This is a genomic window from Brevundimonas sp. (genome assembly GCF_031082345.1).
Taxonomy (GTDB): Bacteria; Pseudomonadota; Alphaproteobacteria; order Caulobacterales; family Caulobacteraceae; genus Brevundimonas.
The window spans coordinates 1-11,532 of the sequence record NZ_JAVHLH010000070.1; the positions used below are offsets into that span (position 1 = coordinate 1).

Here is an 11,532-nt window from a genome sequence, read left to right on the forward strand (position 1 = left end):
CCCGCGGCGGCGGTCCTCGCGGCGAGGGCGGCGTCGTCGAGCCCGTTGTCGGCGGCCAGCACCAGGGCGCGGCGGATCAGATGGGCGTCCGGCTCGCGCACCTTCCACGTCCGCGCCAGCCGCTGATGCAGGAATAGTCGCGGACCCGGGCCGGCCACGGCGTCGACGGCCTCGTCGAGAACCCGGGCGCATTCGACCCGCGTCGCCTCGACCGGGCGCGGCTTGAGCTCAGCGTCCTCTTCGGCGCGACGCGCGAGGGCGGAGAACAGGCGGCCGCGGGCCGAATGACCGGGCATGGCGCCGACGCGCGGACGAACCTCGGCGAATGGATTGTGCGACCGCGCGTCCCACATCAGCCGCGCCACGTCCTCGAGGGTCGCCGTCTCCGCCAGCTGGACCGCGTCCAGGCCGCGATAGAACAGCCGCCGCCCGTCGCTCATCGACACCGATGACCGGATCTCGATGTCCGGCGCGTCTGATTCTTCCGGCGGCGGCAGCCATTGGCCGATGTCGGCCTCGGGTTCGTCGCCGCTCAGCCGGATGATGTCGGCGACGGCGTAGAGGCTGCGGCGGGGATCGTCGGGGTCGGGGCGGGCGGCGATGCGGCCACGGCTGACATAGGCGTACAGCGTCTGGGCCTTGACCCCCAACCGGGCCAGAGCCTCGCCGCGTCCGATCCAGCGGCCGGCCTGCGTCGCCGTCCCCGTCGAGTGCATGTCGCCTCCGAAAGACCCCGGGAGCCTTGAACTCCCATGGCGCGCGCAGCATGGGGCCATTTCGTGACGATGCCGCTAACGCCGCAAGCCTTGGCGCCGCGCACGCTTTCCGCGACAAGGCGGCGATGACCCCGACCGGCCACGACGACGTTCATCTGGCGACCCGCAGCGTGACGCGGCTGTCGGTCGGCGTGGCGGTGGTGCTGATCGCGCTGAAGGCCTTCGCCCTCGGCGCCTCCGGCTCGGTGGCGATCCTCGCCTCGCTAACGGACTCGGCGCTGGATCTGGTCGCGTCCCTGGCCACCTTCTTCGCCGTGCGCTGGGCCGCCGCCCCGCCCGACGCCGAGCACCGCCATGGCCACGGCAAGGGCGAGGCGATGGCCGCCCTGGTGCAGTCCGGCCTGATCTTCGCCTCGGCCCTGTTCATCGGCTGGGAGGCGGTCCAGCGCATCTTCGACCCCCGCCCGGTGAGCTCCGGCTACTGGGCCGTGGTGGTCGTGCTGATCTCGATCGCCCTGACCGGCTGGCTGGTGTGGATGCAGGACCGGGCCATCAAGCGCAGCGGCTCGATGGCGGTGAAGGCGGACCAGGCCCATTACGCCGCCGACCTCGCGGCCGGCGTCGTCGTCCTGATCGGCGTGGCCTCGGGCGCCTTCCTGTCCGCCCCCGGTCTGGATGCGGCGGCGGGGCTGATCGTCGCCGTCTGGTTGTTCTGGGGCGCGCTCGGCCTGCTCAAGGAGGCGGCGGATCACCTGCTGGACCGGGCCGTGCCCGACGCCGACCGCATCGCCATCACCACGGCCGTGCTGGCCGATCCCCGCATCTCCGGCGTCCATCAGCTGCGCAGCCGCATGGCCGGGTCGATGATGTCGATCCAGATGCATGTCGACCTTGAGCCGAGCCTGACGCTGGAACAGGCCCACGACATCGTGGTCGAGGCCGAGAATCGCCTGCTCGCCGCCTTTCCCGGCGCCGACATCCTGATCCACGCCGACCCCCGCGGACGGGCCGAAATCCATGCCGATGCGGGCGCGGCGGCGGACGGGACCGCCTGACGGAAACCCGCTGACCGCGGCCATGGCTAACGTGGACTTAACGCCCTGTGCGGCATGCATCGCTGATGTCGGCCTGCGTCCTGTACCATTTCCCGTTCGATCCCGGCTCCCGCGCCGCGCGTCTGGCCCTGGGCGAGGCGCGGATCGAGTTCGCCGACACGGTGGTCCGGCCGTGGGAAGACGGCTGCCCGGTCGCGACGCTGAACCCCTCGGGCATGCCGCCGGTGCTGCAGACGACGGAGACCGGGCGGGCCCTGACGCTGTGCGAGCCGGCCGCCATCCTGGGTTGGCTGGAGGATCGGGCGACGGAGCCGTTCCTGATGCCGGTCGATCCGGTCGAGCGGGCCGAGACGCGGCGGCTGGTGAGCTGGTTCGACCGTCGCTTCAACGACGAGGTCAACGCCGTCCTGCTGCATGAGCGGATGGAGAAGCCGCTGCTGCGGCTCGGACCGCCCGAGGCGCGGGCCCTGCGGGCCGGCCGCGAGGCGCTGAAGGCCCATCTGGCGATGCTGGAGGGCCTGCTGGCGACGCGGGACGCCCTGGCGGGGCGGCGGATCAGCCAGGCGGACATGGTCGCCGCGGCGCATCTGTCGGTGCTGGACTATTTCGGCGAGGTGGCGTGGGCGAACTATCCGGCGCTGAAGACCTGGTACATGAAGCTGAAGTCGCGGCCCTGTTTCCGGCCGCTGCTCGCCGACCGCTTCCCGGGGGTCCAGCCTTCGGCCTGGTACCACGACCTCGACTTCTGAGCGCCAAGGCGTCAGACGACGCGCATGGCGGCCGACCCCCGACATTTCATCCGCGAGCGCGCCGAGGCCCTCGGCTTCGACGTCTGCCGGTTCGCCTCGGCCAGCGCGCCGTGGAGCGCGGGCGAGCGGCTGGCGCATTTCGTCGGGGCCGGGCGGCACGGCGACATGGGCTGGATGGAGACCACGCTGGAACGGCGCGCCCATCCGACCGCCATGTGGCCCGAGGCGAAGACGGCCGTGGTGCTGGGCCTCAACTACGGCCCGGGGCATGACCCCCTGCCCGAGATGGACGACCGGTCGGCCGGATACATCTCGGTCTATGCGCGCGGCGACGACTATCACGAACTGATCAAGGGGCGGCTGAAGACGCTGGCGGGGCAGATCGCGGCCCGGACGGGCGAGGACGTCAAGGTGTTCGTCGACACGGCCCCGCTGATGGAGAAGCCGCTGGCCCAGCGGGCGGGCGTCGGCTGGCAGGGCAAACACACCAATCTGCTGTCGCGGACACGCGGCAACTGGCTGTTCCTGGGGGTGATCCTGAGCGCGGCGGAGCTGGAGCCCGACGCGCCGGAAGGCGAGCATTGCGGGGCCTGCACCGCCTGTCTGGACGTCTGCCCGACCCAGGCCTTCCCGGCCCCGTTCCAGCTGGATGCGCGGCGGTGCCTGTCCTACCTGACCATCGAATTCGCGGGGCCGTGGCCGGTCAAGTTCCGGCCGCTGACCGGATCGCGCATCTACGGCTGCGACGACTGCCTGGCGATCTGCCCGTGGAACAAGTTCGCCGTGGCCTCGCACGAGACGCGGGTGCAGGCGCGCGAGGCGCTGGTGTCGCCGCGGCTGGCGGACCTGGCGGCGCTGGACGATGCGGCCTTCCGGGCGCTGTTCTCGAAGAGCCCGGTCAAGCGGATCGGGCGCGACCGGTTCGTGCGCAACGTCCTCTACGCCATCGGCAACAGCGACGATCCGGCGCTGGTCGAGGCCGCCCGGGACTTGCTCGACGATCCGGCCCCGGTGGTGCGGGGGGCGGCGGTGTGGGCGCTGTCGCGGCTGATGGACGAGGCGGGGTTCGCTGGGGTCAGGGCCGAGCGGCTGTCGGGCGAGACGGACGCCTCGGTGCGGGCCGAATGGACCGGCGCTCAGGCCTGAAGGCGGCGGAACACCGGGGCGTGGAAGCCGTCGGCGCGATAGCGGGCGTCGGCCTCGGCGAAAGCCTCGATGACCACGGCCCCATGGTGGCCGGTGGCGTGGATGACCCGGTCGGCGTCGAGCATGAAGGCCGAATGGCCGGTCCAGCTGTGGTCGCCGGGGGGCGACAGCCAGACGATGAGATCGCCGCGACGGGCGTCTGAGCGATCAACGGCCTGGCCGAGTTCGGCCTGCTGGTCGGCGTACCGGGGGCCGGCGAGGCCGCAGGCGTAGAGGGCCTGCTGGACCAGGCCCGAGCAGTCGGTGGCGGCGGACGAGCGGGCCCCCAGGCTGTGGGGCACGCCGAGCAGGCGTTCGGCCACGGCGACGGGGTCGCTCTCGAAGGCGCCGATCGGGGCGAGGTCATCGGCCGCAACGTCCGCGGCGTCGGCGATCAGGGCGTTGAGCGGCAGGGCCGCGGCGACGGCGGCGACGCGATGGGTCGGCAGGCGGGCGCCGGGCTGCACGGCCGAGGCGGAGATCCAGCCGACGAGGCCGTCGCGGCGCGCGCGGCCCCACAGGCGGTCGCCCTTCTGGTCCAGCACGTCGAAGGCCTCGCCGTAGATCAGCTGGTCGATGCGCTCGGAGGCGGGGTCGGCCGCGGCGTGGATGTCGGCGAACGGGACGGCGGCCTCCATGGCCCGGACCGGGCGATAGGCCGCGGCCCGAACAAGCCCCTCCAGCGCCTGCTCGGCCAGGTCGGGCCGCGCGAGCGTGGTGCGGGGGTCAGGCGTGTGGGCGTCTGGAGTCAAGCAAGGCTCGTCCGGTTGAGCCCGCATCATGGTTCGATATGCCGAAAGGGCCGTTAACGAACGGAGGCGATTTCGTGGCGCACGGCCCTCAGGCGGCGGCGCCCGGGAAGCGCCGGGACAGCATTTCGAAACAGGCGCGCAGGCCCTGGGCCTCGCCGCCCTCGGGCCGGCCGGGCTGGGCCCGGGGGTTCCAGGCGAAGATGTCCATATGCGCCCAGGCGCCCGTCGTCGGGGCGAATTTCTGCAGGAACAGGGCGGCGGTGATCGATCCGGCCTGGGCCCAGGCGGCGGAGTCGTTGCGGACGTCGGCGATCTCGCTGTCGAGGGCGGCGCGATAGCCGGCCCACAGCGGCATGGGCCACAGAGGGTCGCCGACGGCGCCGGCGGCCTGCAACAAGTCGGTCACCAGGGCCTCGTCGTCGCTGTACAGGGGCGGCAGTTCGGGGCCGAGGGCGATGCGGGCCGCCCCGGTCAGGGTGGCGAAGTCGAGGGTCAGGTCGGGCGAATGCTCGCCGGCCCGGGTCAGGATGTCGGCGAGGACCAGGCGGCCTTCGGCGTCGGTATTGCCGATCTCGATGGTCAGGCCCTTGCGGCTGTTCAGGATGTCGCCGGGGCGGAAGGCGTCGGCCGAGATGGCGTTTTCGACCGCCGCCACCAGCACCACCAGCCGCACCGGCAGGTCGGCCTGCATGACCAGCCGGCCCAGCGCCAGGGCGTGGGCCGAGCCGCCCATGTCCTTCTTCATGTTGCGCATGCCGGCCGCGGCCTTGATGTCGAGACCGCCGGTGTCGAAGACGACGCCCTTGCCGACGAGGGCCACCAGCGGCAGGTCGGTCCGGTCGAGGTTCCAGCCGATCTCGATGACTCGCGGTGCCCTGTGCGGGGCGGCGGCGCGGCCGACGGCGTGAACGGCCGGGTAGTTGTCTTCCAGCAGGGCGTCGCCGGTGGTGACCGCGATGGACGCGCCCGACGCCTCGGCGATCTCGCGGGCGATGGTCTCGATCTGCAGCGGGCCCATGTCGGCGGCGGGCGTGTCGACCATCTCGCGGGCGAGGGCGCAGGCGGCGGCGATGCGGAGGATGGCGGCGGCGTCGACGCCGGGACCGACGGCCAGGCGGGCCGGCCCTGTGGGGCGCGTCTTGTAGCGGTCGAAGCGGTAGGCCCCGAGGGCGAAGGCGAGGGCCGCCTGTGAGGCCTGATCCGCTTCCAGGTCTTCGAGCCGCCACAGGCCCTCGGGCAGCTTGCCGGCGAGGGCGCGGACGGTCAGGGGGTCGAAGGTCTCGCCGGCCCCGAACAGGGCGCCCGACAGGCCGTCGTCGGAACAGGGCAGGAGCAGCACCTGCCCCGCCTTGCCGGTGAAGTCGTTGGACCGGGCCCAGGCCCCCCAGACCCCCTCGACCGGCGCATCCTTGCGGACGATCCGGACCGGGAGGGCGCCCGCGTCGTCGGCGGTCAACAGGTCGGGGTGGAGCACGGACATCGCAGGCGGCCTTTCCGGCCGGACGGCGGCCGATCTTAACCAAGGATTGACGCGAAGGCCCGAGTCTGGAGCCCGAACCTTCCGGAGCGCCTTCCATGTCGCGCACGACCGCCCGTATCGCAACCATCGCCCTGTTCGTCGCGCCGCTGCTGGCCGTCGGCGCGCCGGCCGTGGCGCAGCAGGCCGAGCCCCAGACGCAGGCCGCGCCACGGGCGCCGGCCAGCGCCGAGGCGCGCGCCGCCTACGACCGGGCCGATCCGCTGAGCCGGTCGGTGTTCTGGACCGAACAGGCCGAGCTCAATCCGATGGATCCGATCGCCGGGGTCAAGGCGGCGCAGGCCATGCGCGAGCTTGGCCGCTATCAGGAGGCGGCCGACATGGCCGAGCGGGTCCTGCTGGTGCAGCCCAGCAACGTCGAGGCGATGCTCGAGGTCGGCCGGGGCCATATCGCCCGGGGGCAGGCCTTCTATGGCGTCTCCGCGCTGGAGCGGGCCCGCGACGCCAATCCCCGCGACTGGCGAGCCTGGTCCCTGCTGGGCACGGCCTATGAGCAGGTGCGCCGGTCGCAGGACGCCCAGTCGGCCTGGGCCCAGGCGCTGGCCCTGTCGCCCGACAATCCCGACGTGCTGACCAATATGGCGATCTCGGCCATGACCCGGGGCGACACCGCCTCGGCCGAGCCCCTGCTGCGCCGCGCCGCCGCCCAGCCGGGCGCCTCGCTGAAGGTCAGACTCAACCTCGCCATGGCCCTGGGGCTCAATGGCAAGATGGGCGAAGCCGAGGCGATGATGCGCCGGGACCTGCCGCCGGACGCCGCCGACCGGAACCTGGAATGGCTGCGGGCCCGGGCGGGATCGGCCGCCGCCGACCAGGCCCGGACCTGGGGCTCGCTGCAGGGCGGCTGAGGCCGGGCTTCACGCCGGCCCCCTGCCCGCCTATCTTGGGTCCATGATCGACGAGCTCTACAGCGCGCGCATCCTCACGCTGGCGGCCAATCTGCCGCACAGCGGGCGGCTGGCCGCGCCGCAGGGCACGGGCGAACGGGTCGCCAAGCTGTGCGGCTCGAAGGCCATCGTGGACGTGACGCTGGACGCCGACGGCCGCGTCGCCGAATTCGCCCAGGATGTGAAGGCCTGCGCCTTGGGTCAGGCGGCGGCGGGCGTGCTCGGCGAGTCCGTCATCGGCGCCTCGCTGGAAGAGATCGAGGCGGCCCGCGACGCCATGAGCGCCATGCTCAAGGCCGGCGGCGAGGGTCCCGAAGGCCGGTTCGAGGGACTGCGCGCCCTGAAACTGGTCGCCGACTACCCGGCCCGGCACGCCTCAACCATGGTCGCCATCGAGGCGACGCTCGACGCGGTGAAGCAAGCCTTGGGTCGTTCTCTGGCCCGCAAGGCGCCCGACACGCGAACTAGCCTCGCCGGCGCGGCATAGCGCCCGTTGCCCCCGCCGCCTTGGCGGGGGATAAGCGCGGCGACATGGCACCCGGCGGTAATCTCTACGAACGCGGCGTCCGGCTGGCCCATCGCGGCTACAAGCTGACGCTGTCGCCCCTGATCGGACAGCAGTGCCGGTTCCTGCCGACCTGCTCCGACTATGGCCGGGACGCGCTGATCCAGCACGGACCGATCAAGGGGGGATGGCTCACCGTCCGGCGCCTCTGCAAATGTCACCCCTTCGGCCAATCGGGCTATGACCCGGTTCCGCCTGCAAAGACTGAACGATGATCGAACTGAAATTCCCCGACGGCGCCAGCCGCGAATACCCCGACGGCGCCACGGGCCGTGACGTCGCCGCCTCCATCTCGCCGTCGCTGGCCAAGCGCGCGGCCCTGGTCGAGATCAATGGCGAACAGCGCGACCTCGACCGCCCGCTGGAGCGCGGCGGCGACTTCAAGCTGATCATGCGCGACGATCCGGCCGCGCTGGAGACCATCCGCCACGACGCGGCGCACGTGCTGGCGCAGGCGGTGCAGGAGCTGTTCCCGGGCACCCAGGTCACCATCGGCCCGGCCATCGAGGACGGATTCTATTACGACTTCGCCCGCGACGAGCCCTTCTCGACCGACGACTTCGCCGCCATCGAGAAGCGGATGGCCGAGATCGTCGACCGCGATCTGAAGCTGGTGCGTCAGGTGTGGGACCGCGACGAAGCGATCAAGCTGTTCGAATCCAAGGGCGAAACCTTCAAGGCCGAACTGATCCGCGACCTGCCCGAGGGCGAGACGATCACCACCTATGCGACGGGCGACTGGGTCGACCTGTGCCGCGGGCCGCATTTCCCCTCGACCAAATTCGTCGGCAAGGCCTTCAAGCTGACCAAGCTGGCCGGCGCCTATTGGCGCGGCGACCACCGCAATCCGCAGCTGCAGCGCATCTACGCCACGGCCTGGGCCTCCAGGGAGGACCTCGACGCCTATCTGCAGCGGGTCGAGGAGGCCGAGAAGCGCGACCACCGCAAGATCGGCCGCCAGATGGAGCTCTTCCACATGCAGGAAGAGGGCCGCGGCATGGTCTTCTGGCACCCCAAGGGCTGGATGCTGTGGCAGGTCATCGAGGCCTATATGCGCCGCCGCCTCGCCGCCGCCGGCTATGTCGAGGTGAAGACGCCGCAGGTGCTGGACCGGAAATTCTGGGAGGCCTCGGGCCACTGGGAGAAATACCGGCCCAATATGTTCGTCTGCGAGACGGTCGAGGGCGAGGAACTGTCGCTCAAGCCGATGAACTGCCCGGGGCATGTGCAGATCTTCGACCAGGGTCAGCGGTCCTATCGCGAGCTGCCGCTGCGCATGGCCGAGTTCGGGGCCTGCCACCGCTATGAGCCGTCGGGCAGTCTGCACGGCCTGATGCGGGTGCGCGGCTTCACCCAGGACGACGCCCACATCTTCTGCCGCGAGGACCAGATCGTCGAGGAGACAGCCAGCTTCATCGCGCTGGCGCGGTCGGTCCACGCCGATCTCGGCATGGAGACGGCCTACATCAGCCTGGGCACGCGGCCCGAGACCCGCGCCGGCTCGGACGAGTTCTGGGACAAGGCCGAGGCGCTGATGGCCGAGTCGGCCCGTGCCGCCGGGACGGAGCCGGTCGTGACAGAGGGCGACGGGGCCTTCTATGCGCCCAAGCTCGACTTCGTGGTCAAGGACGCCATCGGCCGCGAATGGACCTGCGGCACGATCCAGCTGGACTATGTGTTGCCCGAGCGGCTGGGCGCCGAATACGTCGGCGAGGACGGGCAGAAGCACCGGCCGGTGATGCTGCACCGGGCCATCCTGGGCAGTTTCGAGCGCTTCATCGGCATCATGATCGAGAACTACGCCGGGGCCTTCCCGCTGTGGCTGGCCCCGACCCAGGCGGTGGTGGCGACCATCGTCTCGGAGGCCGACGACTACGCCCGCGAAGTGATGGCGAAGTTCAAGGCCGCCGGCCTGCGCACCGAGATCGACCTGCGCAACGAGAAGGTCGGTTACAAGGTGCGCGAACACTCGGTCGGCAAGGTCCCGGTCATCGCCGTGGTCGGCAAGAACGAGGCCGAACAGGGCACGGTCGCCATTCGCCGTCTGGGCTCGCAGGCCCAGGAGGTGGTGTCCGTCGAGGAGGCCATCCGCATCCTGACCGAAGAGGCGACGCCGCCGGATCTGCGGAACTGATCCTTCTCCCCCTGCGGGACAAGGTGGCGGCCGAAGGCCGACGGATGAGGGGTCGAGCGGGCCTGTCCTGAAGACCTGTGAGACCCCTCACCCGACCGCACAAGGACGACGGCTGACGCCGCCGTGCGCGGTCTCCCTCTCCCGCAAGGGAAGAGGGCGCTGACTACAGCAACCGCTTGCGCATCGCCTGCGACAGCATGTCGATCAGGGTCACGGCCACGATGACGATGATGACAACGGCCGAGACGCCGTTGAAATCGAAGCTGTTCATCCGCTCGAACAGCACCTGGCCGATGCCCCCGGCCCCGATCAGGCCCAGAACCGTGGCCGAGCGGCTGTTGGACTCGAAACGGTAGAGGGCGAAGGAGGTCCACAGCGGCGCCACCTGCGGGATGACGCCCCAGACGATCTCGTGCAGCGGCGAGGCGCCGGTGGCGCGGACGCCCTCAACCGGCCCCTTGTCGATCGACTCGACCGCCTCGGAGAACAGCTTGGCCAGGACCCCGGCGGTGTTGAGCATGATCGCCAGTACGCCCGCCAGAGGCCCGAGTCCGACGGCGACGACGAACAGCAGGCCCATGACCAGGTCGGGCACCGAGCGCAGCAGGTTCATCACCCAGCGCACCGGCGTCACCACCCAGATCGGGGCGATGTTGCGGGCTGCGGCCAGGCCGAGCGGCACGCCGAGAAACACCGCCAGGAAGGTGCCCCACAGGGCGATCTGGATCGTCTCCCACATCTTGGCGACGAACAGGCGCCAGTCGCTGAAGTCGGGCCGCAGCAGTTCGCGGCCGAAATTCTGGATCTGGTCGCTGTTGGTCACCAGCTGCGAGAGATTGCCGAGATCGACCGCGTCGATGCTGTAGATCAGCACCGCGGCGATGCCGCCCCAGACCACCAGATCAAGGGCCCACGACATGGGCGACTTGGAGGGGGGCTGCGGAACGGCCGAACCGGTCGCCGGCGTCGGAACGGTCGCGTCGGTCAAGGCTGGACCTCGCGCAGGCTGCGCAGGCGCTGCAGCTCGCGTTCGGCGGTCGCGACCTTGGCGGCGTCGCCGGCGGCGCGCGCCTCGATGAGCTGCTGGTCGGCGACCATCTCCCGGATCGGGTTCAGATAGCTGTCGTCAGCCGGGTTGAAGCGGGAATAGTTCAGCCCCGCCAGAACGGCGCGCTGGCGCTCCGCCTCGGGCCCTTCGCCCTGGCCGTAGGTCAGGAAGAAGCTGCGGATCTTCTCCTTCAGCGCGGGATCGAGGTCCTCACGCACGACGATGCCGCTCTCGGGGATCGGGGGCGATTGCCAGATCTCCTCGATCTGGGCCGCGATCTGCGGATTCTGGCGGGTCAGGAAGACGGTGTTGACCGTGTTCGAGGTCGCGACGTCCAGCACCCCGGTGGCGACCGAGAAGGCGTTGGCCTGATGGTTGGCGGACCGCACGGTCTTGAAACAGGCGGCCGGGACGATGTTGCGCGGGTTGAACAGGAAGGTCATGGGCGCGAGCGTGCCCGAGGTCGACTGGGCGTCGCCGATGCCGAAGTCGTACTGTTTGCCGCAGGCGAGGACGTTCGCCAGGGTGATGCCCGAGCCCGCCTTGACGATCAGGGTCGACCGGTAGCTGTCGCGGCCCTCGGGATCGACGATGCGGGCGATGACCTCGGCGTCAGCCCGGTCGATCGCCTCGACCGCCGGCTTGGCCGAGAACCAGGCGACCTGGGTGTGGCCGCCGCGCATGGCCTCGACCAGGACGGTGTAGTTCGAGCCGAAATAGGGCTGCACGGGTATGCCGACGGCCTTGGACATGTCGTCCAGCAGCGGTTGCCACAGCGGACCTGACGAGGCCTGCCCCTCGGCCGACAGGATGGAGAAGGTCAGCTCGGTCGGCGCGGCGCCGTCCCGGGCGTCGTCGCCGCCGCCGCAGGAGGCGACGCCGAGGGCGAGGGCGGCGGCGAGCG

11 protein-coding genes and 1 pseudogene are annotated in these 11,532 nt (G+C 71.0%); 7 read left to right on the forward strand and 5 right to left on the reverse strand.

Translation table 11 applies throughout. The features are described 5' to 3' along the window. Positions 1-716, reverse strand: a pseudogene (locus RDU12_RS06485) (citrate/2-methylcitrate synthase); the annotation flags it as partial. A 125-nt stretch (positions 717-841) separates the two neighbouring features. Here RDU12_RS06485 and RDU12_RS06490 point away from each other — a divergent pair. The 3 genes from RDU12_RS06490 (at position 842) to queG (ending at position 3,666) form a co-directional block, all read left to right on the forward strand. Then, positions 842-1,771 carry a cation diffusion facilitator family transporter gene (locus RDU12_RS06490; protein ID WP_300292075.1) on the forward strand — a complete coding sequence of 310 codons (930 nt, stop codon included), beginning with the start codon at positions 842-844 and terminating at the stop codon, positions 1,769-1,771. A gap of 65 nt (positions 1,772-1,836) precedes the next feature. Continuing rightward, positions 1,837-2,520 carry a glutathione S-transferase family protein gene (locus RDU12_RS06495; protein WP_300292077.1) on the forward strand — a complete coding sequence of 228 codons (684 nt, stop codon included), beginning with the start codon at positions 1,837-1,839 and terminating at the stop codon, positions 2,518-2,520. 24 nt (positions 2,521-2,544) lie between these two features. Next, a complete protein-coding gene (queG, locus tag RDU12_RS06500) occupies positions 2,545-3,666 on the forward strand; it encodes a tRNA epoxyqueuosine(34) reductase QueG (protein WP_300292079.1) in 1,122 nt (373 codons plus the stop codon). On the opposite strand, the gene RDU12_RS06505 is transcribed toward queG, so the two are convergent. After that, positions 3,657-4,457, reverse strand: a complete 801-nt coding sequence (locus tag RDU12_RS06505; protein WP_308684308.1) for an NlpC/P60 family protein — start codon at positions 4,455-4,457, stop codon at positions 3,657-3,659. The genes queG and RDU12_RS06505 overlap by 10 nt on opposite strands. Before the next feature lie 88 nt (positions 4,458-4,545). Further along, positions 4,546-5,937, reverse strand: coding sequence for a M17 family metallopeptidase (locus tag RDU12_RS06510; RefSeq protein ID WP_300293220.1), 1,392 nt, complete (start codon positions 5,935-5,937; stop codon positions 4,546-4,548). A 95-nt stretch (positions 5,938-6,032) separates the two neighbouring features. Here RDU12_RS06510 and RDU12_RS06515 point away from each other — a divergent pair, with 95 nt between their 5' ends. The 4 genes from RDU12_RS06515 to thrS are packed head-to-tail and all read left to right on the forward strand — an operon-like array spanning position 6,033 to position 9,580. Beyond that, entirely contained in the window at positions 6,033-6,842 is an 810-nt protein-coding gene (locus tag RDU12_RS06515) for a tetratricopeptide repeat protein (RefSeq protein WP_308684309.1), read from the forward strand. A gap of 43 nt (positions 6,843-6,885) precedes the next feature. Then, the gene (locus tag RDU12_RS06520) at positions 6,886-7,368 is read left to right on the forward strand and encodes an iron-sulfur cluster assembly scaffold protein (protein ID WP_300290228.1); all 483 of its coding nucleotides are present in this window, start codon (positions 6,886-6,888) and stop codon (positions 7,366-7,368) included. Between the two features lie 44 nt (positions 7,369-7,412). After that, positions 7,413-7,661 carry a membrane protein insertion efficiency factor YidD gene (yidD, locus tag RDU12_RS06525; RefSeq protein WP_300290230.1) on the forward strand — a complete coding sequence of 83 codons (249 nt, stop codon included), beginning with the start codon at positions 7,413-7,415 and terminating at the stop codon, positions 7,659-7,661. After that, complete coding sequence (gene thrS / locus RDU12_RS06530; protein WP_300290226.1) at positions 7,658-9,580, forward strand: threonine--tRNA ligase; 1,923 nt, start codon at positions 7,658-7,660, stop codon at positions 9,578-9,580. Before yidD ends, thrS begins: the two co-directional genes overlap by 4 nt. 163 nt (positions 9,581-9,743) lie before the next feature. On the opposite strand, the gene phnE is transcribed toward thrS, so the two are convergent. Next, complete coding sequence (gene phnE, locus RDU12_RS06535; protein WP_322257453.1) at positions 9,744-10,499, reverse strand: phosphonate ABC transporter, permease protein PhnE; 756 nt, start codon at positions 10,497-10,499, stop codon at positions 9,744-9,746. Positions 10,500-10,564: 65 nt separating this feature from the next. Further along, on the reverse strand, positions 10,565-11,532 hold a 968-nt coding region (gene phnD / locus RDU12_RS06540), incomplete at its 5' end, for a phosphate/phosphite/phosphonate ABC transporter substrate-binding protein (protein ID WP_308684310.1).

Coding starts and splice junctions, on each gene's coding strand:
- yidD (WP_300290230.1), top strand. CDS start 7,413: ATGGCACCCGGCGGTAATCTCTACGAACGCGGCGTCCGGCTGGCCCAT.
- RDU12_RS06520 (WP_300290228.1), top strand. CDS start 6,886: ATGATCGACGAGCTCTACAGCGCGCGCATCCTCACGCTGGCGGCCAAT.
- RDU12_RS06515 (WP_308684309.1), top strand. CDS start 6,033: ATGTCGCGCACGACCGCCCGTATCGCAACCATCGCCCTGTTCGTCGCG.
- RDU12_RS06490 (WP_300292075.1), top strand. CDS start 842: ATGACCCCGACCGGCCACGACGACGTTCATCTGGCGACCCGCAGCGTG.
- RDU12_RS06495 (WP_300292077.1), top strand. CDS start 1,837: ATGTCGGCCTGCGTCCTGTACCATTTCCCGTTCGATCCCGGCTCCCGC.
- phnE (WP_322257453.1), bottom strand. CDS start 10,499: ATGTCGTGGGCCCTTGATCTGGTGGTCTGGGGCGGCATCGCCGCGGTG.
- thrS (WP_300290226.1), top strand. CDS start 7,658: ATGATCGAACTGAAATTCCCCGACGGCGCCAGCCGCGAATACCCCGAC.
- RDU12_RS06510 (WP_300293220.1), bottom strand. CDS start 5,937: ATGTCCGTGCTCCACCCCGACCTGTTGACCGCCGACGACGCGGGCGCC.
- queG (WP_300292079.1), top strand. CDS start 2,545: ATGGCGGCCGACCCCCGACATTTCATCCGCGAGCGCGCCGAGGCCCTC.